The sequence below is a fragment of the Mesorhizobium sp. Root157 genome (genome assembly GCF_001427385.1).
Lineage (GTDB): Bacteria > Pseudomonadota > Alphaproteobacteria > Rhizobiales > Rhizobiaceae > Mesorhizobium.
This window is the reverse complement of sequence record NZ_LMGJ01000003.1, coordinates 242,028-262,996: the sequence shown is the minus strand read 5'-3', so window position 1 is coordinate 262,996 and position 20,969 is coordinate 242,028. Positions and strand designations below refer to the sequence as shown.

The following is a 20,969-nucleotide window of genomic DNA, read 5'->3' as shown; positions in this document are numbered from 1 at the left end:
GGCGCGCTTCATCAGCGCGCCCGTTTTCTTTTTGGCACATTTGTCTCCCGGGCGTAGTACCGATGCAGTAGATTTCTGGCGGCGCATGACCTCATGCGCGGCGCGGCTTGCGCTTTTTCCCGCCAAAGGGGATGCAGACGGCATCGGTCTGCGTTCATACTGCAAAGGGAGCGGTTTTGGCATCGTTGGGGCGTTATCTTCTGGCTGCGTGCTGCCTCGCGGCGGTGCTGCTCGGCGTTCTGGCTGCCGTCTATGTGAGCGGGTTCGGACGCCACGAAGCCGATTCGGATATTTCCCGCTCCCGGAAAACGGTAAACGGGCTTTTCACGGTCAGCATCGAGCCGGAGAGCAGTACAGTGTGGCAGGGCGATCTGCATGCGTGGCTGGTGACCGTCAAGACGGCATCCGGCAAGCCGGTTGAATACGCCGCGATCGACGTGTCAGGCGGCATGCCGGAGCACAATCACGGCCTGCCGACCAGCCCGCAGGTGACCGGTTACCTTGGAAACGGCCATTATCGTATCGAAGGCATGAAATTCACCATGCGCGGTTGGTGGCAATTGCGGCTGTCGATATCGGCGGCGGCAGGGTCCGATACCGTGGTCTTCAACCTGGCGCTGTGAGTGGGTGATGACGCGCATCGCTTCGGTTTGCCTTGCCCTTGCATTGGCCGCGATGCTGGCCGGTTGCGGCAAGCCGCAGTTCTCCGATGCGGAAAAAGCCACCATTGCCTCGCTGTCGCTTTCCGCGCTGCCACCGCTCAAGCCCGACACCACCAACCGTTTCGCGGACGATCCGGGGGCCGCCGCCCTCGGCTCGACCCTGTTCTTCGATCAGAAACTCAGCCGCGACGGCACCGTCTCGTGCTCGACCTGCCACAGAATAGACCGCCAGTTCCAGGATGACCTGCCGCTTGGCATGGGCGTTGGCCGCACCAACCGGCGCACCATGCCGCTTGCCGGTGTCGCCTACAATGCGTGGTTCTTCTGGGACGGCAGGCGCGACAGCCTTTGGTCGCAGGCGCTGACGCCGCTCGAAAACCCGCTCGAGCATGCCGGCAACCGCGCCGCCTACGCCCACTACATCAAGGCGCGCTTCGGCGAGCGCTACGAGCGCATTTTCGGTCCGCTGCCCGACCTTTACGGCATACCGGCCAAGGCGGGTCCATTCGGCACCGATGCCGAAAGGGCAGCGTGGGCCGCGATGAACGAGGACCAGCGCGGCGGCGTCAACCGCGTCTTCGCCAATATCGGCAAGGCCATCGCCGCCTTCGAACGGTCGCTGATGCCGCCGCCGACGCGCTTCGACCACTTTGCCGAAGCGCTCGCTTCCGGTACCGAACCACAAGGCGACGCTTCCTTGTCCGATGCGGAGATGCAGGGGCTCAAGCTGTTCATCGGCAGGGCGAACTGCGTCACCTGTCACAATGGCCCACTGTTCACCGACGGCAGCTTCCACAATGTCGGCGTTTCCCCAAGACCGGGTCTGCCGCCGGACCGTGGCCGCATCGACGCGCTCGCGCAAGTCGAGGCCGATCCGTTCAACTGCCTCGGCCCCTATCGCGACGGCGGAGTGGAAGCCTGCGGCGAGTTGCGCTTCATCCGCAAGACCGGCGAGGAACTGGTTCGCGCCTTCAAGACGCCGTCGCTGCGCGGCGTTGCCACCCGGCCGCCCTACATGCACGCCGGCCAGTTCGCGACGCTGGAGCAGGTGGTCGATAACTATCTCAATGCCCCCGCCAGCATTGAAGGCACCACCGAGCAACATCCTGTCCAGTTGTCCGAGCGCGAGCGTTCGGCGCTCGTCGCCTTCCTGAAAACGTTGAGCGATTAGCTCTGGAGCGATTCCAGGAAAAGTCGAAACCGATTTCCCGTCAAGAATTATGTAGAAACAATGAATTAGAGAAGTTTCATGAACCGCTCTACCGGTCCTTCACCGTCTCCATCGCCACGAAGGTCGATGTCTGCGCCACATGCGGCAGCGCCGAGATCCGCTCGCCCAGCACGCGGCGATAGGCGGCGATGTCGCGCGTGCGCACCTTGAGCAGATAGTCGAAGCTCGACGCCATCATGTGGCACTGCTCGATCTCCGGCACGCTCTGGACGGCGCGGTTGAACGCGTCCAGCGCCGCCGAACGCGTGTCCGACAGCTTCACCTGCACGAAGGCGACATGGCCTTCGCCCATCCGCTCGCGATCGATGATGGCCGCATAGCCGCGAATATAGCCGTCCTTTTCCAGCCGCTTCACGCGCGCCTGCACCGGCGTCTTCGACAGCCCGACCTTTGTCGCCAGTTCGGCCATGGAAAGCCGTCCGTCAGCCGCCAGCGCCGACAGGATATTACGGTCGATGCGGTCCAATTGGTCTATTGCGACGGGATTGGCAGGCGTTTGAACTGTCATGTCTGGATAAGGATAGTCCAAGTGCGCTGCCGTGTCGAATTCTTTGGACCGGCCAAAAAACCGGTCCTGTGCTAGCTTCTGCAGCACCGGTCCGGACGCATCTGGACCGTCCCGTTGTTGCATCCGTTTCGACAGGACCGCCATGCCCCCGCTCGACATTATCCGCCAGCAGATTCGCGCCAATTACCTTCCCGACGAAGATGCCGCCGTGAAGCGGCTGGCCGAGGCCGCCGCTCTTTCCGGCGACCAGCGCAAGGCGATTTCGGCGCGCGCCGCCAATCTGGTGCGCGCCGTCCGCGGTTCGTCCGATCCGCGGCTGATGGAGGTTTTCCTGTCCGCCTACGGCCTCTCCACCAAGGAAGGCGTGGCGCTGATGTGCCTGGCCGAGGCGCTGCTGCGCGTGCCCGATGCCGAGACCATGGACGACCTCATCGCCGACAAGATTGCCCCGCACGACTGGTCGGCGCATTCGGGCGGCTCGTCCTCCATCTTCGTCAATGCCTCGACCTGGGCGCTGATGCTCACCGGCCGTGTCCTCGACGAAGACGAGGGCGGCATCGAAGGTATGCTGCGCTCCATGGTGCGCCGGTTGGGCGAGCCGGTCATCCGCAAGGCGGTTGCCGCCGCCATGCGCGAAATGGGCGAGCAGTTCGTGCTTGGCCGCACCATTGCCGAGGCCATCAAGCGCGGCCGCTCGATGACCGCCAAGGGCTACCTCTATTCCTTCGACATGCTGGGCGAGGCTGCCCGCACCGAGGCCGACGCGCTGCGCTATCTCAAGGCCTATGCCGATGCCATCTCTTCGTTGAATTCCGGCACCAACGGCCCCGACATCCGCAAGAATCACGGCATCTCGGTCAAGCTGTCGGCGCTGCATCCACGCTATGAAGTGGCACAGAAGGATACCATGCTGCCGGTAATGGCCGAGCGGCTTTTGTCGCTGGCACTCGCGGCGCGCAACGCCCGCATGGGCCTCAACATCGACGCCGAGGAAGCCGACCGCCTCGACCTGTCGCTCGACGTCATTGAGCGAGTTCTGGCCGATGACCGTCTTTCCGACTGGAACGGCTTCGGCGTCGTCGTGCAGGCCTATGGTCCGCGCGCCGCCTTCGTCATCGACTGGCTCCATGCACTGGCGAAGAAATACAACCGCAACATCATGGTGCGCCTGGTCAAGGGCGCCTATTGGGACACCGAGATCAAGCGCGCCCAGACCATGGGCCTGTCCGGCTATCCGGTCTTCACCCGCAAGGTGAACACCGACGTTTCCTACATCGCTTGCGCCCGCAAGCTGCTCTCGATGACCGACCGCATCTACCCGCAATTCGCCACCCACAATGCGCATACCGTCGCCGCCATCCTGTCGATGGCTTCGGATCGCGACAGCTTCGAATTCCAGCGCCTGCACGGCATGGGCGAGCAGTTGCACGAGGCCGTGCGCAAGGCCGAGGGCACGCGCTGCCGCATCTACGCCCCGGTCGGCGCGCATTCCGACCTGCTCGCCTATCTGGTCCGCCGCCTGCTGGAAAACGGCGCCAACTCTTCCTTCGTCCATCAGTTGACCGACGAGGACGTGCCGCCGGAGGAAATCGCCCGCGATCCGCTTGAAGCGGCCGAGCATCAGGGGGCCGCCGCCAACCCCAACATCGCCCGCCCGCTCGACATTTTCGGCAGCGGCCGCCGCAACGCCAAGGGCTGGGACATCACCGATGTCGTCACGCTTGCCGAGATCGAAAAGGGCAGGAAGCCGTTCCTGAGCCGGAACCGCTGGCAGGCCAAGCCGCTCACCCGCGCCGGGGGTGCGGGCAAGGCGCGCCCGATCTCCAATCCCGCCAACCCGGCCGACAGTGTCGGAACGGTGACGGAATCGAGCGCAAAGCAGGTAACCGCTGCCGTCAAGATCGCCGTCGAAGCGCAGCCGGCCTGGGCCGCGTGCCCGGTCGCCGAGCGCGCGGCAATCCTGCGCCGCGCCGCCGATCTTTACGAAGCCAATGCGGTGGAGTTCTTCGCGCTGGCCACGCGCGAGGCCGGCAAGACGCTGGCCGATGGCGTCGCCGAAGTGCGCGAGGCGGTCGATTTCCTGCGCTATTACGCCGCCGAAGCCGCCAATGCGGAAGCCGGCACCATGGCGCGTGGCGCCATCGTCTGCATCTCGCCGTGGAACTTCCCGCTTGCCATCTTCACCGGCCAGATCGCGGCCGCCCTTGTCACTGGCAACTCGGTCCTCGCCAAACCGGCCGAACAGACGCCGCTCATCGCCTTCCGCGCCGTGGAGCTGCTGCGCGAAGCCGGCGTACCGGAAGACATCATCCAGCTTCTGCCGGGTGACGGCCCCAGCGTCGGCGCGCCGCTCACCGCCGATCCGCGTATCGCCGGCGTCTGTTTCACCGGCTCCACCGAGGTCGCCAAGCTGATCGAAAAGCAGCTCGCCAAGACCGCCGCGCCCGATGCGATGCTTATCGCCGAAACTGGTGGTCTCAACGCCATGATCGTCGATTCCACCGCGCTGCCCGAGCAGGCGGTGCGCGATATCCTTGCCTCGTCCTTCCAGAGCGCCGGCCAGCGCTGTTCGGCTTTGCGCGTTCTCTACGTCCAGAAGGACGTGGAAAAGAAGATGCTGGAAATGCTGACCGGGGCGATGAAGGCGCTGACCGTCGGCGATCCCTGGCAGCTTGCGACAGATGTCGGCCCGGTCATCGATGACGAGGCGCAAGGCTCCATCGCCGCCTACTGCAAGGACATGGAAGAGAAGGGCAGGTTGATCGCCAAGCTCGATGCGCCGCATGGCGGCCGCTTCGTCGCCCCGCATGTCCTGTCGGTCAAGGGCATCGAGGACATGCAGCGCGAGGTGTTCGGCCCTGTCCTGCATGTCGCCAGCTTCGAGGCCGAGAAGATCGATGCCGTCATCGCCGCCATCAACCGCAAGGGTTATGGCCTGACTTTCGGCTTGCACACCCGCATCGAAGGCCGCGCCCAGCATTTCGTCGACGGCATCCATGCCGGCAACATCTACGTCAACCGCAACCAGATCGGCGCCGTCGTCGGCTCGCAGCCATTCGGCGGCGAGGGCCTGTCCGGCACCGGCCCGAAGGCCGGCGGTCCGCATTATCTGCGCCGCTTCCGCAAGGGTCCCGAGGCCGGTTCGGTAGAGGCCGAAGGCCGCGCGATCGCGGCGGCCGAACTTAAGGATAATCTGCCCGATCCGGCACTGGGTGAATGGGCCACGCGGCCCGACCGCGTCGCCATCCTGCGCAAGCATCTGCGCGGCAAGGGAACTGCGGCCATCGCGGCTGCGGCTTCGCTCGATTTCGGCCAGGTCGATCTGCCCGGTCCGACCGGCGAGGCCAATTCGCTGTCGCTGGTGCCGCGCGGGCGTGTGCTGGCGCTGGGACCGGATGCCGACACCTTGCTGGCGCAGGTCATCCAGGCGCTTGCCGCCGGCAACGCGGTGCTGGCCGTTGCCCCCGGTGCGTCGTCTGTCCTTTCGCCGCTCACCGGCAAGGGTCTGCCGCTCGCCGCCATCGATGGCCGCATCGAGCCAGCCGATATTGCGGCGCTGAAGATCGACGTGGTCGCCTTCTCCGGCGCTGCCACCGACATGAAACCTCTACGCGCGGCTGTTGCAAATCGCGAAGGGCCGATCGTGCCGCTGGTCAGCGAAGTGCTCTATCCGGCTGCTTACGCGCATGAGCGCGCCGTCTGCGTCGACACCACCGCCGCCGGCGGCAATGCCAGCCTGCTCGCGGCGGCATAAAGGATGCCGCTGGCTATGCTGCGAATTGATGCCTGTTCGCACAGAAATAGGCGATGATCTGAGACAGGTCCGGCTCGGCGACCATGTGCTCGGCCTCGGCGCATGCAACCCAGCGACGCGTACGGGCGCGCTTCTCTTTCCAGCGCTCTGCGATGGCGCCGACCTTCAATGGGAACACCAGCACCTCGCACGGCACTTCCTCGCCTGAGGGAAGGGCCTTGGCGTAGAAATAGCGCCCGGCTTCGATCGGGGAAATCCGCCCGCTCAATCCGGCCTCTTCTCCGGCTTCGCGTGCTGCTGCGTCGCACAAAGGTTCCCGTGCCTCGGGCCAGCCTTTCGGCAGCACCCAGCGGCCCGTATCGCGGCTTGTGATCAGCATGATCTCGACGCTGCCGTCCTGCTCCCGCCAGGGCAACGCGGCAACCTGCAGGCGCAACGGCACGGTGCCGAAGAGTTTGCGAACCCTTTCGGCCAGATGCTCGTGTGCTTGAGGCCCCATCAACATGCGAAAGCAGCGCCAGAATTCAGGAATCGTTTGCCGTCTCATAAACAGTACGGCTAATTACGTGTAACAAAAGTAAAAATTTTACCACGGTGGGGAAACCCGTGCCCCCAACAGCAAAAAGGCGGCCAAGGCCGCCTTTCGAAGTATGCGCGATTGCAGTGCGATGAGTTTCGAATTAGCCGGCGTGATCGTCCGCTATGGGCTTTTGGTAGGTGAAGCCCATATCCCATGGAAAATAGATCCACGTGTCCTGGCTGACCTCGGTAACGAAGGTGTCGACCAGCGGCCTGCCTTTCGGCTTGGCGTAGATGGTTGCGAAATGCGCTTTCGGCAGCATGGCGCGCACCACCGCGGCGGTCTTTCCAGTGTCGGTCAGGTCATCGATGATAAGGACGTTTTCGCCGTCGTTTGCCAGAAGCGGTGGGCTGATCTGCTTGAGCACCTGCAACTGCCCCTGCGAGGTGTAGTCGTGGTAAGAGGCGACGCAAACGGTTTCGATGACGCGGATGCCGAGTTCGCGTGAGATGACGGCGGCCGGCACCAATCCGCCGCGCGTTATGCACACGATCGCCTTCCACTGCGAGTTAACGCCCGCCAGCCGCCATGCAAGCGCGCGGGAGTCGCGGTGGAACTGGTCCCAGGATACCGGGAAGGCTTTTTCGGGAAGGGACATTCGTGGCGCACTCCGCAGCCGCGCCTGAGCGCGCAGATCATAAGGGATGCGGGCGGAATTAGCCGGAAATCGATACACTTGGCAAGGCCGCAGTGCGGCCGGACGACATTTGTCAGCGCGACAGGAAGGCCGCCACGGGGATCGAGCGGAGCACGGTCCTCGTCACCCCGCCGAAGAGCAATTCGCGCAGCCATGAGTGGCTGTAGGCCCCAAGCACGAGAAGATCGGCGCCGCTCGCGGCGATGCGATCCTGGAGAATCTCTTCGATGGGCACGCCGTCGGATTTCTGGATCGAGACGCGAACGGAAACCCCATGGCGCGAAAGGGCTGCGGCAATTTCGGCGCCAGCAGCGTGGGCGCTGTGTTCGGGCACGTCGGGCGGGTCGATCACCAGAACATCCGTCCTCTCCGCCTCGGCCATGAAGGGAATGGCGTCGAAAGCGGCGCGGGCGGCTTCCTTGCTGCCGTTCCAGGCCAGAAGAATGTGCTTGAAGCTGGTGATGATGGCTCCCGAATGCGGCACCACCAGAACCGGGCGCCCGGCCTCGTAGACGAGGCTATCGACATCGGCGCCTTCGTCGCCGCCGATGTCGCGCTGGGCGGCGATCACCAGGTCTGCGGCGCGTACGCTTGAAATGCCGGTAAGCGCGCTGTCGCCGGAAAAGCTTTCAAGGCTGCGCCATTCATAGGACAGACCGGCGTCTTCGGTGCGTTTGAGAAATGCAGCGCGGAGTTTGTCGGTGCGCTCCTTGTTGATTTCGGCGGAAACCTGAAGGAACTCGGTGTCGGGAAAGCCTGTAGCTGACGTGTATGCGGCCGGAATCGCTTCCGCATGAATGCCGACGAGATGGCCTTCAAACCGGCTTGCCAGCGGGATGGCGCAATCGAGCACGCGAGTGGCGTCATGCTCGCTTTGAAGGATGGCAACGATCGTTTCGAAACGCATGCTCGTATCCTCATCTGGCTTCCGCGGCGGTGCCGCGATTAAGAAACGCAGTCGAGGTCGGCCCGGTTCCGGATCGAGTGGTGCCTCATTGAAACGTACTTGTCAGCCGGTCGTGGCAAAACTCGCGACCATAGTTTCAACCTCGGAGCGCGCCGCGTCCAGCGATTCTTGCGAGCGGGCACGCACGACCAGTTCGGTCCAGAACTTACCTTCGCCAAATTTCGGATATGAACCGATGATGGTGTCGGGATGCCTTTTCTGGATATCTCCCAGCGGTCCGCCGATCAGGCCCTCGCCATGTGGGCATGGAACAGTTGCCGACAGCATTTTGGTCCCGGTCTTCAAGGTCGGCACGACATTATCGAGCATGGCCTGGAAGATCGACGGCACGCCCGCCATGACATGGACATTGCCGATGCGGAATCCGGGCGCCAGTGAAACCGGATTGTCGATGTGGGCAGCGCCGCGCGGCATGCGCGCCATGCGCTTGCGCGCCTCGGTGAATTCGATGCCGCGCTTGGCATAGCTGTCTTCCAGCATGGCATAGGCCTTTGCATCGTATTCGCACGGCACGCCGAACGCCTTTGAAATCGAATCGGCGGTGATGTCGTCATGCGTCGGGCCGATGCCTCCGGTGGTGAAGACGTAGGTGTAGCGGGCACGAACGGCATTCACGGCGGCGGCGATCTCGTCTTCCTCGTCGGGAACGATCCGCACCTCCTTCAGATCGATGCCGACCGCCGTCATGATGTCGGCGAGGTGGCCGATGTTCTTGTCCTTGGTCCGGCCCGAGAGAATCTCGTCGCCGATGACAAGCATCGCGGCAGTTACGATTTCGGGCATGGAGGGGGCTCCGGGCAGAACAGGGGGCGCCTGTCACATAGCCCGAGCGGGCAAAGGTCGCAAAGATATTAATTTAGTGAACGAACTGTCTGCATATGGGTATCTTCCGGTGAACGATCCAGGACTTAGATACGGTGCTCGCGGGGCTGGCTTCCGCAGTGCAACATTCTGGAGATGGAAATGGCGAAGGTACTTGTTCTTTATTATTCGAGCTTCGGTCACATGGAGCAAATGGCCAAGGCGGCAGCCGAAGGCGCGCGCGCCGCCGGCGCAGACGTGTCGATCAAGCGTGTTCCCGAATTGGTGCCGCTGGAAGTGGCCAAGGCGTCTCACTACAAGCTTGACCAGGAAGCGGAAGTCGCTACGCCTGCCGAACTGGAAAACTACGACGCCATCATCATCGGCGCCGCCACTCGCTATGGTGCGATCGCCTCGCAGATGAAGAATTTCCTCGACCAGACCGGTCCGCTGTGGGCCAGGGGCGCGCTGCTCGACAAGGTAGGCTCGGTCATGGTCTCGACCGCCACCCAGCATGGCGGCGCCGAACTGGCCCTGCTCAGCACGCAGGCGTCGCTGCAGCACCACGGCATGATCATCGTGCCGCTGTCCTATGCCTATCAGGGCCAGATGGGCAATGACGTCGTGCGCGGCGGTTCGCCCTATGGCATGACCACCACCAGCGACGGCGACGGCTCGCGCCAGCCATCCGCGCAGGAACTGGAAGGTGCCCACTTCCAGGGCAAGCGCGTCGCCGAGATCGCCGCAAGGCTGCACGGCGCATCGAGCGAGACCCAGCCGCTTCAGGAGGCGGCGGAGTAAGCTTCCAGCCCTGGCAATTCTGTCGCCTTTGGCGGCATCACAAATAAAAACCCCCGGCGCAGGCCGGGGGTTTTTTACATTGGTTGGAAGCCTGGTCGAGGCTCAGCCGACGACTTCGGTATCCGAGAACCAGTAGCGGATTTCCTGCGCGGCGGTTTCCGGCGCATCCGAGCCATGCACGGAGTTTTCGCCGATCGACAGGGCATGAACCTTGCGGATGGTGCCTTCGGCGGCCTGGGCCGGGTTGGTCGCGCCCATCACTTCGCGGTTCTTGGCGATGGCGTTTTCGCCCTCCAGCACCTGCACGATCGTCGGAGCCGACGACATGAACTCCACCAGTTCGCCGAAGAAGGGACGTTCCTTGTGGACGGCGTAGAAGCCTTCCGCCTCGCGGCGGCTCATCCACACGCGGCGCGACGCGACGACGCGCAGGCCGGCATCTTCCAGCATCTTGGTGATGGCGCCGGTCAGGTTGCGCCGGGTGGCATCCGGCTTGATCATCGAAAACGTGCGTTCGAGCGCCATTTGGTCGTCCTTCTTCAGATTTCAGGATTGATTGGTGGCGGCTCTATACAAGCCGCCCGCATCCTTGCCAAGGGGAACGAACCTGGTCCGGCTTCACGCCGCCGCCGATTTGCGGCCAAGGCCGCCGTGGAGATCGAGGCAGCGCTCGAACCAGTCGCGGATCAGCCTGTCGTCGTCGCCAACGAACGCGTAGGCCGACGACACCCGCACCCACTGCAGGGCGCCGAAGACGATGTAGTCTGCAAACAGCGGTGACTGGCCGCCGATGAAAGGCTGGTATTCCAGCATCGCGCGCAACGGTTCCAGCTTCTTGCGGAAGGCCGGCAGATGCGCGTCGCGTTCCGCGCCGACGTCTTCCAGCTTCTTGCCATAGCGCGCCTCGCGGCTCTCGCGGAAATAGGCCGCGTTCGCGTCATCCTGGGCGTGGTGGATTTCCATAAGCGCAGCCGAGCCGAGGAACGGGTGAAGCTGGGTCTGCGCCCAGCGCTCGACAAAGCGCGCGGCAGCCTTGCCGCCTTCGCCTGAAAACAAGGATGGCCGAGCCGGATATGTCTCTTCGAGATAGACGGCGATGGCGAAGGAATCTGCTACGGTATTGTCGCCATCGCGAATGACCGGGATGGTTTTGGACACTCCGCCTTCCACTTTTGGAACCTCGAGAAAGCGCGTCGGCACCGCCTTGAAGTCGAGGCCCTTGTGCGCCAGCGCCATCTTGGCTTTCCAGCAATGCGGACTGAACGGGCGCGCCTCATCGCGGCCGACGAGGTCATAGACGAGAATGGTCATTGGCGTTGGTCTTTCTGACGGGTAGGTAAGCGGTGCGAAATGCGCGGCGGGGCAGTTGATGAAACGACATTTCATGATGTTTGCGGCCTACAATCAATGGGCCAACAGTCGTATCTACGATGCTTGCGCAGACCTGTCCGAAGACGAGTTCGGCCGCGACACCGGCGCCTTTTTCGGCTCGATGCTGGGAACCCTCAACCACATGCTGACCGCCGACCGCGTCTGGATGAAGCGCTTCACCGGCGAAGGCGATGCGCCGGCCACGCTGGATGCGATCATCCACCGCGCGCTTCCGGCATTGCGGGTGGCGCGCCAGGCCGAGGACAAGCGCATCGTGGCGTGGGTGGACAGCCTGTCGGACAAGGCGCTCGCCGGGCGGTTTTCATACATGACCGTCACCGACATGCGCACCATCTCGCAGCGTCTGGCGCCGGCGCTCGCCCATTTCTTCAACCACCAGACCCATCATCGGGGCCAGGCTCACATGATCCTGACGGTTCTTGGCCGTCCTTCGGTGCCGCTCGATCTGGTCTATTTCCAGCGTACGGAAGAGGGCAGGGCGTTTGCCTGACCGGGTACGCGTCGAGGCTGAATCCGACCGGGGCTTGCACTTCGCCCCCGGCTCAGTCAAAAGCCCGCAATGCTGACCATAAACAATCTATCGCTGCGCATCGCCGGGCGTCTCCTTCTCGACCACGCCTCGCTGGCCCTGCCAGCCGGCGCAAAGGCCGGGCTTGTCGGGCGCAACGGAACTGGCAAGACGACGCTGTTCAAGGCGATCACGGGCGACTTCCCCTCCGAGACCGGGTCCATCGACCTGCCGCGCAGCACGCGCATCGGCCAGGTTGCGCAGGAAGCGCCCGGCACCGAGGAGCCGCTGATCGAGATCGTGCTGAAGGCCGACAAGGAGCGGGCCGCCCTTCTCGAGGAAGAAAAGACCGCGACCGACCCGCACCGCATTGCCGAAATCCACATCCGGCTCGCCGACATAGATGCGCATTCGGCTGAATCGCGGGCAGCGACCATCCTTGCCGGGCTCGGCTTCGACGACGAGGCCCAGAGGCGGCCGGCGTCGTCCTTTTCCGGCGGTTGGCGCATGCGCGTGGCGCTGGCGGCGGTGCTGTTTTCCGAACCTGATCTTCTGCTGCTCGACGAGCCGACCAACTACCTCGACCTTGAAGGCACGCTCTGGCTGGAGAACTATGTCGCGAAATATCCGCACACCGTGCTGTTGATCTCGCATGACCGCGATCTCTTGAACCGCGCCGTCAACTCCATCGTCCATCTCGACCAGAAGAAGCTCACCTTCTGGCGCGGCGGCTATGACCAGTTCGAGCGGCAATGGACCGAGCAGCGCGAATTGCAGGAAAAGGGCAGGGTCAAGCAGGAAGCCGCCCGCAAGCATCTGCAATCTTTCGTCGACCGTTTCCGCGCCAAGGCCTCCAAGGCAAGGCAGGCCCAGTCGCGCATCAAGGCGCTGGAAAAGATGAAGCCGATTGGTGCCCTGGTGGACGATTCTGTGCGTCCGTTCAGCTTCCCGGAACCGGTCAAGACGGTTGCCTCGCCGATCGTAGCCCTGTCGGGTGTCGATGTCGGCTATCAGCCGGGTTCCCCCGTGCTGAAGAGAATGACGCTGCGTATCGATGCCGACGACCGCATCGCCCTGCTCGGCGCCAACGGCAACGGCAAGTCGACCTTCGCCAAGCTGCTCTCCGGGCGCTTGAAGGCGGAGACCGGCACGATGACGGTGGCGCCGGGCCTCAAGACCGCGATCTTCGCCCAGCACCAGCTCGGCGATTTGCGTCCGGACGAGAATGCCTACGAGCATGTGCGCCGCCTGATGCCGGATGCGCCGGAATCGAAGGTGAGGGCGCGCGTTGCACAATTTGGCCTGGCAACCGAGAAGATGAACACCGTCGCCAAGGATTTGTCGGGCGGCGAAAAGGCGCGGCTTCTGATGGGGCTTGCCGCTTTCGACGGGCCGAACCTGTTCATCCTCGACGAGCCGACCAACCACCTCGACATCGATTCGCGCGAGGCGCTGGTCCATGCGCTCAATGATTTTCCGGGCGCGGTGATCGTGATTTCGCACGACCGTCACCTCTTGGAGGCGACCGTCGATCGGCTGTGGCTGGTCAAGGATGGCGCGGTCAATGCCTATGACGGCGATCTGGACGACTACAAGACGCTGGTGACGGGTGTTTCCGCCAACAGCCGCGAGCGGCGTGAGGCCGAAAAGGCTTCGAAGGCCGACAAACGTCGGGAAGCTGCCGCCCGTCGCGCCGCGCTGGAGCCGCTGGCCAAGGAAATCCGCGCCACCGAGGCGCTGATGGATCGGCTGCGCAAGCGCATGGACGGCATCGAGGACGAACTGGCCAATCCGGCGCTTTATGAAAAGGACCCGATCAAGGCGACGCGCCTTGCCAAGGAGCGGTCCGAATTGTCCGGCCAACTTGCCCGCCATGAGGAAAAATGGCTGGAAATGTCTGCCGAATATGAAGAAGGCATCGCCGAGTAGGGGCTCCTTCACCTGTCGGAATGACTTGGTGAATCCATTTGCGGTTCTGATCGGGTGTCACCGAATGTGGATCGACCGATCCGGTTCCGTAACACGTCCTCCCGCAACCCATTGATCCCGCTAACTTCCCGCAAAAATTCACTACCCTGTTCGTCCACTCCCTTCGCGTCGCCTTCATAATTCGCTCACCGCCTTCGCGGGAGACCTGGTCCGGACCGGGGATCAGGAGAGGGCGGCGGCGCCGGGCTGGCCGTCTTCGGTAGGCGGCTGGGTGATGAACCCCCAAGTCCGGCCCTCGAACCGGGCGCCGTGTGCCAGCGCATACCGGCCCTTGTGGCCGGCCTGCTGAATGGCCGGTGCGTCGGTTGAGGGAAGACGCCGGACGGGCGGCCGCAAGGTCGCATTACTTACCAAACGAGCGTCCGAACGGCCGCCCGTCTTCCCACCCTTCATCGACCCGGACGTTTTCACGCCGCGGGAATGAGCAACCGTGACTGGAGGCACCACCATGCGTAGAAAGTCGACAACGAGGCAATATAAAGCCGCCACCGAAAGTTCAGGACCGGAGCCTGACGCCACGACCTACAGGCCACTCATCGCCTGCATGGCTCGGGCGCTGGTGGCCGATATGTTCGCTCACTACCAAACCTGCGCGCTTCGTGATTGCCGTGCCGCCGGTTCTTGTCAGGCCTGGTGCGAGGGCGGCTTTTGCCCGGTTGGGATGGACAGCCGCCAGGCCTTGGTCTTCGTCGGCATGATGGCGTTCCACGATGTTTTGAGCAGCGAAGCCCTCGGCTGCGAACCGGTCGAGGCGTCATAGGATCAAGGGCTTCAACTTATTGCCCCTACAAGGCCTGCCTGATCGGCGCTATACGATGGCGCATGAACTCGCATATCAAGCTCCGCCTCGGCCATTCGGCATGTCCGCATGACTGCCCGTCCACCTGTGCGCTCGATGTGGAATTGCTGGGCCCGGACCGCATTGGCCGTATCCACGGCTCGAAGGAGAACAGCTACACCGCCGGCGTCGTCTGCGCCAAGGTCGCCCGCTACGCCGACCGCATCCATCATCCCGACCGCCTCTTGAAGCCGCTGGTGCGCGCCGGTGCCAAGGGCGACGGAAACTGGAAGGAAGCAAGCTGGGAAGCGGCGCTCGATCTCGTTGCCCAGAAGTTTGACGCGGCGGAGGCGAAATACGGCTCGGAAACGGTATGGCCGTATTTCTACGCCGGCACGATGGGCCTGGTGCAGCGCGACGGCATCGAGCGGCTGCGCCACGCCAAGAAATATTCGGGTTTCTTCGGTTCGATCTGCACCAACCTGGCATGGACCGGCTGGATGATGGGCGCTGGCGCGCTCCGCGGCCCGGATCCGCGCGAAATGGCGAAATCGGACTGCGTGGTGATCTGGGGCACCAATGCCGTGGTCACGCAGGTCAATGTGATGACGCACGCCATCAAGGCCCGCAAGGAGCGCGGCGCCAAAATCGTCGTCATCGACGTTTACGAAAATGCCACCATGAAGCAGGCCGACATCGGTCTGATCGTCAAGCCCGGAACCGATGCGGCACTTGCCTGCGCCGTCATGCATGTCCTGTTCAAGGAAGGCATGGCCGACTGGCCGTATCTCGAAAAATACACCGACGACCCAAAGGGCCTCGAGGCGCATCTGGCCACCCGCACGCCGGAATGGGCGTCAGCCGTCACCGGTCTGCCGGTTGAAGAGATCGTCGCTTTCGCCCGGCTGGTCGGCACCACCAAACGCACCTATTTCCGTCTCGGCTACGGCTTTTCGCGTCAGCGCAACGGCTCGGTCAACATGCATGCCGCTTCCTGCATCGCGGCGGTCGCCGGCAACTGGCAATATGAAGGCGGTGGGGCATTCCACTCCAATTCGGGCATCTACAAGCTCAACACGGAGCTGCTTGAGGGCACGCGGCTACGCGACCGCAGCATCCGTTACCTCGACCATTCGCGCATCGGCCCGGTGCTGACCGGTGCGGAGGACGCGCTCTACGGCGGGCCGCCGGTCACGGCGATGCTGATCCAGAACACCAATCCGGCCAATGTCGCGCCGGAGCAGCGGCTGGTGAAGCGGGGCATGCTGCGCGACGACCTGTTCATGTGCGTGCACGAGCAGTTCATGACCGATACGGCCCAACTGGCCGATGTGGTCTTGCCTGCCACGATGTTCCTGGAACACGACGACATCTACAAGGGCGGCGGCAACCAGCATCTCACGCTCGGCCCCAAGCTGGTCGATCCGCCGCCTGGGCCGCGCACCAACCATTTCGTCATCGAGGAACTGGCCAAGCGTCTGGGTGTCGCGGATCGGCCGGGCTTCGGCATGACCGAGCGCGAACATATCGACGTAATCCTTTCAAAGCGCGGGCTGGGGACGTTCGCTACCTTCAAGGAAGAGAAGTGGACCGATCTGCAGCCGGCGTTCGAAGAGGCGCACTTCCTCAATGGCTTCGGGCATGCGGACAGGAAATTCCGGTTCAAGCCGGACTGGACGGGGCAATCCGCACCCAACAGGCCGCCACGTTCCATGGGGGTGCTTGGCCCGTATCAGCGGCTGCCTGAATTTCCTGACCATGTCGACCTGATCGAGGTCGCGGACGAGGAGCATCCGTTCCGGCTCGCCACTTCGCCGGCCCGCAATTTCCTCAATTCGAGCTTTACCGAAACGCCGGTGTCGAAAGCCAGGGAAGGGCGGCCGCAACTGCTCATCCACTCACAGGACGCGGCCATGTTCGGCCTGTCGGACGGCGATCGCGTCGAGATCGGCAACAGGCGCGGCGAAGTTGTCCTTCACGCCAAGCTGTTCGATGGCGTCAGGCGTGGTGTCGTTATAGCCGAAGGCATATGGCCGAACGGCGCGCATGAACGTGGCGAAGGCATCAACGTTCTGACCGGGTCGGACGCGCCGGCACCCTATGGCGGCGATCCGGTTCACGACAACAAGGTGTGGATCAGGGCGGCAGCTTAGGAAGACGGGAGAATAGACCACGCGAGGTCCTTTGGACGCAGGAAATCCGTCAGGTCGGCAGAAGCGGGGTGCAGGTTCGCCCATCTTTCCATGGTCTGGAAACGAACGACCGCGCCGGTGGGAAATTTCCGCGACATCGTCTGCAACGCATTGGCGTCCGATGTGGTCGAGGCCAGTTGCCAGGCCAGCGTTTCCAGGCCCGGATTGTGGCCGATCACCAGCAGAGACTGGATCGATCCGTTTACCTTGCGGATTTCCGCAAGTATCCGCTCGGGCTGAGCCTCATAGATGGCATCGGAAAATTCGAACACGCAGGCATTTTTCGGCCATTGCGCCACGATCCGTTCCCAGGTCTGGCGCGTGCGTATCGCCGCCGAAACGATGGCCAGATCCGGCATCCAGCCACGGCTGGCCATTTCCTTGCCGACAAGTCGTGCAGCCTTCCTGCCGCGTTCGGCCAGTGGCCGGGAAAAATCCGGCAGGGCAGGATTGTCCCAACTCGACTTGCCATGGCGGAGCAGGAACAGTTGCCTCATTTCGCCGCCATTCAGGGGGTGAAGCGTGCCAGCGCTTCGAGGTCGACATCGTCGCGCAATGCAGCGGGCGACAGGACAGACTGGTCGCCGTTCTCGACAAGGCGGCTCGTGGCGGAAAACACCGACCTGCCGTCGACCATGCTGACCTTGCCTTCCGCCACCAGTTTCAGCGCAAGCACGTAGAGGCCATGTTCCGCCTTGAGCACGCGCGTTGCAAGCGACGATTCGTCGTCGCCGACAAGCACCGGAACTGCCGCCTGTGCGATGATTGGCCCGTCGTCCGTCTCCGGCGTCACGAAATGGACCGTGCAGCCATGCACCCGCATCCCGGCCGCCAGCGCGCGCTGGTGCGTGTCCAGCCCTTTGAAAGCCGGCAACAGGGCAGGGTGGATGTTGATCATGCGGCCTGCCCATTTCTCCACGAACGGGGTCGTGAGAAGCCGCATATAGCCTGCTAGGGCGACGATCTCTGCGCCAAAGGAAGACAGCGCCGCGTCGATTGCGCCGTCATGGGCGTCCTTGCTGGCATGGTCGGCGCGCGCAACAGCGCGCGTGGCGATACCTCGCGATGCCGCAATGCCAAGGCCCGCCGCATCCGGCTTGTCGGAAATCACGCCCACGATCTCGGCCGGATAGGCAGGGTCTGCCGCCGCCTCGATCAATGCCGCCATGTTGGAGCCGCGCCCCGAGATCATGATGACGGTACGTTTGCGCACGAGGCTCATAGGTCAAGGGATCCGCGATAGATGACACCAGCGTCACGGCGCGGGACGATGCGGCCGACCGGCGTGACTGTTTCGCCCGCCTCCTGCAGCACGGCCGCCACTTGCGCCGCCTGGCCTGACGCCACGACGATGGCCATGCCGATGCCGCAGTTGAAGGTGCGCATCATTTCATCGGGTGCGACATTGCCGGTCTTGGCCAGCCATTTGAACACCGGCGGCACATCGATGGCGTTGAGGTCGAGTTCGGCCGAAAAATCCTTTGGCAGGGCGCGTGGGATATTGTCGGGGAAGCCGCCGCCGGTAATGTGGGCCAACGCCTTGATGCCGTGGGTGCCGCGGATCGCCTTCAAGACCGACTTGACGTATATCCGGGTGGGCTCCAGCAGGGTTTCGGCAAGGGTTTCGCCGTGAGCAAAGGGAGCCTTGTCGGGCCATTCGAGGCCGCTCGTCGCAACGATGCGCCGCACCAGCGAAAAGCCGTTGGAATGCACGCCCGACGAGGCAAGGCCAAGCAACACGTCGCCTTCGGCAATATCGTCGGTCGGAAGAAGCTGGCCGCGCTCGGCGGCGCCGACGGCGAAACCTGCGAGGTCGTAGTCGTTGCCGTGATACATGCCCGGCATTTCGGCCGTCTCGCCGCCGATGAGGGCGCAACCGGCTTGACGGCAACCCCTTGCGATGCCGTCTACGATTGCCGCGCCCTGTTCGGGATCGAGTTTGCCGGTGGCAAAATAGTCGAGGAAGAACAGCGGCTCGGCGCCCTGCACGACGAGATCGTTGACGCACATGGCGACCAGGTCGATGCCGATCGTGTCATGCTTGCCGGCATCGATCGCAATCTTCAGCTTGGTGCCGACGCCGTCATTGGCCGCTACCAGCACCGGGTCCACGAAACCGGCGGCCTTGAGATCGAACAAGCCGCCAAAGCCGCCGATCTCGCCGTCAGCGCCAGGCCGGCGTGTGGCGCGCACAAGCGGTTTGATCTTCTCGACCATGAGATTGCCGGCGTCAATGTCGACGCCAGCCTCGGCGTAGGTCAGCCCACTCTTGTGCTCGGCCATCGCTTTTCCCTTAACAACGCGGGCTCATCGCATGAACGGCTTTTTCCCGCAAGGCAAGTGGTCACTCACACTATCACCAGCATGGGGAAAGAGTGAGTGGTTGGTCCAGCTTCCTGAGTGCCTTGCAGTTCGGCTGCGTCTCGACCATTTATCGTCGTGGTGAACCGATGAGAACAACGTGACCATTCCCAACCAGATCACGATTCTACGCTTCCTGCTCGTGCCGGCCGTGGTGTGGGCAATGCTGCAGTCGCGCTGGGACTGGGCCTTTGCCGGCTTCGTTATCGCCGGTGTCTCTGATGGCGTCGACGGCTTCATTGCACGGCAGTTCAATCAGCGATCGGAACTTGGCGCCTATCTGGATCCGATGGCCGACAAGATCCTGCTGGTAAGCGTCTTCGTCGTGCTTGGCTTCATCGGCGAACTGCCGCTGTGGCTGGTCATTGCGGCGGTGACGCGCGATGGCTTGATCATTTGCGCGGTGATTATGTCCACCGTGATCGGCAATCCCGTTGAAATGAAGCCGTTGATGGTTTCAAAGGCCAACACTGCAATCCAGATCGTTCTGGCAGCTGTCGTTCTGGCGGAATTGACGTTTTCGACCATTTTCGGACCGCTTCGCACGTCCCTGATATTCCTGTCCGGCCTCTTGACCGTGGCTTCAGCCGCGGCCTATCTCGTGGCTTGGCTGAGGCACATGAACGGCTATGGCAAAGGCAGTACATCAGACAACTGACGACGACGCTGCCGAAGCTGCAGCGTCTGCGGCGTTCCGGCGGCAGCTCCGATTCTGGTTGGTGGCAGCCATCGGGCTCGCCATTTTTCTCTATCTTTTCAGTAGCATCCTGTTGCCGTTCGTAGCGGGCCTGGTGCTCGCTTATTTCCTCGATCCGGTAGCCGACCGACTTCAGCGGCTCGGCCTTTCGCGTGTAATGGCAACTGTCGTCATCCTGTTTGCCTTCCTCGTCGTTCTGGTTCTTGCGCTGGTCCTGCTTATCCCCATCCTGGCTTCGCAGATGGCGGATTTCGCCGGCAAGTTGCCCGACTACATGACGCGCCTGCAATCGCTGGTCACCAGTTTCGACCCGCAGTGGCTTGAGCGGCGGTTCGGGGTTGATGCAGCCGGTCTTAAGGAAGGCCTGAATTCGCTGCTGACTTCCGGTTTCGGCTTGCTGACGACCGTATTCCAGTCGATCTGGAGTTCCGGTATCGCGCTGGTGTCAGTGATCAGCCTGTTCGTCGTTACCCCGGTGGTCGCGTTTTACATGTTGCTCGACTGGGATCGAATGGTCGCGACGGTGGATAGTTGGGTGCCGCGCGACCATGTCGAAACTGTTCGCGCCATCTCCGCCGATATCAACACGGCCACTGCCGGCTTCGTGCGCGGTCAGGGCACATTGTGCCTGGTGCTTGGTGCGATCTATGCCGTCGGCCTGACCATTACCGGTCTGAATTTCGGCATCCTTATCGGCCTTTTCGCCGGGTTGATCAGCTTCATTCCCTATGTCGGATCGCTGACCGGGCTGGTGCTCGCCGTCGGCGTGGCTTTCGTACAGTTCTGGCCGGACTGGCTGATGGTCGTCGCCGTTGCGGCTGTCTTCTTCGTAGGTCAGTTCATCGAAGGCAACATCCTGCAGCCGAAGCTGGTCGGCAAAAGCGTCGGCCTGCACCCGGTCTGGCTGATGTTTTCCTTGTTTGCGTTCGGCGCCCTGTTCGGCTTCGTCGGCTTGCTGATTGCTGTGCCGGCCTCGGCTGCCATCGCCGTGCTCGTGCGTTTCGTGATCGCCCGCTACCTCGAATCACCGCTCTACAACGGGCACAGGGCTGATCCCGTTGCGCCTATTTCGACCCGCCGACGCCGTACTCCCGGCGCGAGCCACTGAAGC

At 63.1% G+C, this 20,969-nt stretch carries 20 protein-coding genes; 10 read left to right on the top strand and 10 right to left on the bottom strand.

Translation table 11 applies throughout. The annotated features are described in order from the left end of the window. The first annotated feature begins 185 nt into the window (after positions 1-185). Complete coding sequence (locus ASD64_RS04465; protein ID WP_320410175.1) at positions 186-623, top strand: FixH family protein; 438 nt, start codon at positions 186-188, stop codon at positions 621-623. Between the two features lie 7 nt (positions 624-630). Beyond that, the gene (locus ASD64_RS04460; RefSeq protein ID WP_056101253.1) at positions 631-1,833 is read left to right on the top strand and encodes a cytochrome-c peroxidase; all 1,203 of its coding nucleotides are present in this window, start codon (positions 631-633) and stop codon (positions 1,831-1,833) included. A gap of 88 nt (positions 1,834-1,921) precedes the next feature. On the opposite strand, the gene ASD64_RS04455 is transcribed toward ASD64_RS04460, so the two are convergent. Continuing rightward, complete coding sequence (locus ASD64_RS04455) at positions 1,922-2,401, bottom strand: Lrp/AsnC family transcriptional regulator (protein WP_056101578.1); 480 nt, start codon at positions 2,399-2,401, stop codon at positions 1,922-1,924. Between the two features lie 142 nt (positions 2,402-2,543). Here ASD64_RS04455 and putA point away from each other — a divergent pair, with 142 nt between their 5' ends. After that, positions 2,544-6,155, top strand: a complete 3,612-nt coding sequence (gene putA / locus ASD64_RS04450; protein ID WP_056101250.1) for a bifunctional proline dehydrogenase/L-glutamate gamma-semialdehyde dehydrogenase PutA — start codon at positions 2,544-2,546, stop codon at positions 6,153-6,155. Between the two features lie 13 nt (positions 6,156-6,168). Here putA and ASD64_RS04445 read toward each other — a convergent pair whose 3' ends face one another. The 4 genes from ASD64_RS04445 to ASD64_RS04430 form a co-directional block, all read right to left on the bottom strand. Further along, positions 6,169-6,660: an NUDIX hydrolase gene (locus ASD64_RS04445; protein ID WP_056101247.1), complete on the bottom strand. Its 492-nt coding sequence runs from the start codon at positions 6,658-6,660 to the stop codon at positions 6,169-6,171. A 175-nt stretch (positions 6,661-6,835) separates the two neighbouring features. After that, positions 6,836-7,333: a xanthine phosphoribosyltransferase gene (gene gpt / locus ASD64_RS04440; RefSeq protein ID WP_056101244.1), complete on the bottom strand. Its 498-nt coding sequence runs from the start codon at positions 7,331-7,333 to the stop codon at positions 6,836-6,838. A 112-nt stretch (positions 7,334-7,445) separates the two neighbouring features. Beyond that, a complete protein-coding gene (locus tag ASD64_RS04435; RefSeq protein WP_056101240.1) occupies positions 7,446-8,279 on the bottom strand; it encodes a universal stress protein in 834 nt (277 codons plus the stop codon). A gap of 102 nt (positions 8,280-8,381) precedes the next feature. Continuing rightward, positions 8,382-9,122: a competence/damage-inducible protein A gene (locus tag ASD64_RS04430; RefSeq protein ID WP_056101237.1), complete on the bottom strand. Its 741-nt coding sequence runs from the start codon at positions 9,120-9,122 to the stop codon at positions 8,382-8,384. Between the two features lie 180 nt (positions 9,123-9,302). Here ASD64_RS04430 and wrbA point away from each other — a divergent pair, with 180 nt between their 5' ends. Then, positions 9,303-9,941, top strand: a complete 639-nt coding sequence (gene wrbA / locus ASD64_RS04425) for an NAD(P)H:quinone oxidoreductase type IV (RefSeq protein WP_056101573.1) — start codon at positions 9,303-9,305, stop codon at positions 9,939-9,941. 102 nt (positions 9,942-10,043) lie between these two features. Here the strand turns inward: wrbA and ndk are convergent, their stop codons facing one another. Further along, positions 10,044-10,466, bottom strand: a complete 423-nt coding sequence (gene ndk, locus ASD64_RS04420) for a nucleoside-diphosphate kinase (protein WP_056101234.1) — start codon at positions 10,464-10,466, stop codon at positions 10,044-10,046. Between the two features lie 93 nt (positions 10,467-10,559). Continuing rightward, a complete protein-coding gene (locus ASD64_RS04415; RefSeq protein WP_056101231.1) occupies positions 10,560-11,252 on the bottom strand; it encodes a glutathione S-transferase family protein in 693 nt (230 codons plus the stop codon). Positions 11,253-11,310: 58 nt separating this feature from the next. Here ASD64_RS04415 and ASD64_RS04410 point away from each other — a divergent pair, with 58 nt between their 5' ends. The 4 genes from ASD64_RS04410 to ASD64_RS04395 all read left to right on the top strand — a co-directional run bounded on the left by ASD64_RS04410 (position 11,311) and on the right by ASD64_RS04395 (position 16,761). Further along, positions 11,311-11,823: a DinB family protein gene (locus tag ASD64_RS04410; RefSeq protein WP_056101227.1), complete on the top strand. Its 513-nt coding sequence runs from the start codon at positions 11,311-11,313 to the stop codon at positions 11,821-11,823. Positions 11,824-11,892: 69 nt separating this feature from the next. Beyond that, positions 11,893-13,770, top strand: coding sequence for an ABC-F family ATP-binding cassette domain-containing protein (locus ASD64_RS04405; protein ID WP_056101224.1), 1,878 nt, complete (start codon positions 11,893-11,895; stop codon positions 13,768-13,770). Positions 13,771-14,374: 604 nt separating this feature from the next. After that, positions 14,375-14,590 carry a hypothetical protein gene (locus ASD64_RS21465; protein ID WP_156460005.1) on the top strand — a complete coding sequence of 72 codons (216 nt, stop codon included), beginning with the start codon at positions 14,375-14,377 and terminating at the stop codon, positions 14,588-14,590. A 62-nt stretch (positions 14,591-14,652) separates the two neighbouring features. Next, positions 14,653-16,761 carry a molybdopterin oxidoreductase family protein gene (locus ASD64_RS04395; RefSeq protein WP_056101218.1) on the top strand — a complete coding sequence of 703 codons (2,109 nt, stop codon included), beginning with the start codon at positions 14,653-14,655 and terminating at the stop codon, positions 16,759-16,761. On the opposite strand, the gene ASD64_RS04390 is transcribed toward ASD64_RS04395, so the two are convergent. From ASD64_RS04390 to purM, 3 genes are read right to left on the bottom strand one after another with little or no spacing between them, the layout of a single operon-like run. Beyond that, complete coding sequence (locus ASD64_RS04390) at positions 16,758-17,297, bottom strand: SixA phosphatase family protein (protein WP_056101215.1); 540 nt, start codon at positions 17,295-17,297, stop codon at positions 16,758-16,760. The genes ASD64_RS04395 and ASD64_RS04390 overlap by 4 nt on opposite strands. Before the next feature lie 11 nt (positions 17,298-17,308). After that, positions 17,309-18,022 (bottom strand): phosphoribosylglycinamide formyltransferase, encoded by a 714-nt coding sequence (purN, locus tag ASD64_RS04385; protein ID WP_056101212.1) that lies wholly within the window; start codon positions 18,020-18,022, stop codon positions 17,309-17,311. Then, positions 18,019-19,083: a phosphoribosylformylglycinamidine cyclo-ligase gene (gene purM, locus ASD64_RS04380; RefSeq protein ID WP_056101209.1), complete on the bottom strand. Its 1,065-nt coding sequence runs from the start codon at positions 19,081-19,083 to the stop codon at positions 18,019-18,021. Before purM ends, purN begins: the two co-directional genes overlap by 4 nt. A gap of 178 nt (positions 19,084-19,261) precedes the next feature. Between purM and ASD64_RS04375 the strand changes: the two genes are divergently transcribed. After that, complete coding sequence (locus ASD64_RS04375; RefSeq protein WP_056101207.1) at positions 19,262-19,819, top strand: CDP-alcohol phosphatidyltransferase family protein; 558 nt, start codon at positions 19,262-19,264, stop codon at positions 19,817-19,819. Then, positions 19,791-20,966 (top strand): AI-2E family transporter, encoded by a 1,176-nt coding sequence (locus ASD64_RS04370; protein WP_056101205.1) that lies wholly within the window; start codon positions 19,791-19,793, stop codon positions 20,964-20,966. The genes ASD64_RS04375 and ASD64_RS04370 overlap by 29 nt, the downstream gene beginning before the upstream one ends. Positions 20,967-20,969: the final 3 nt, after the last annotated feature.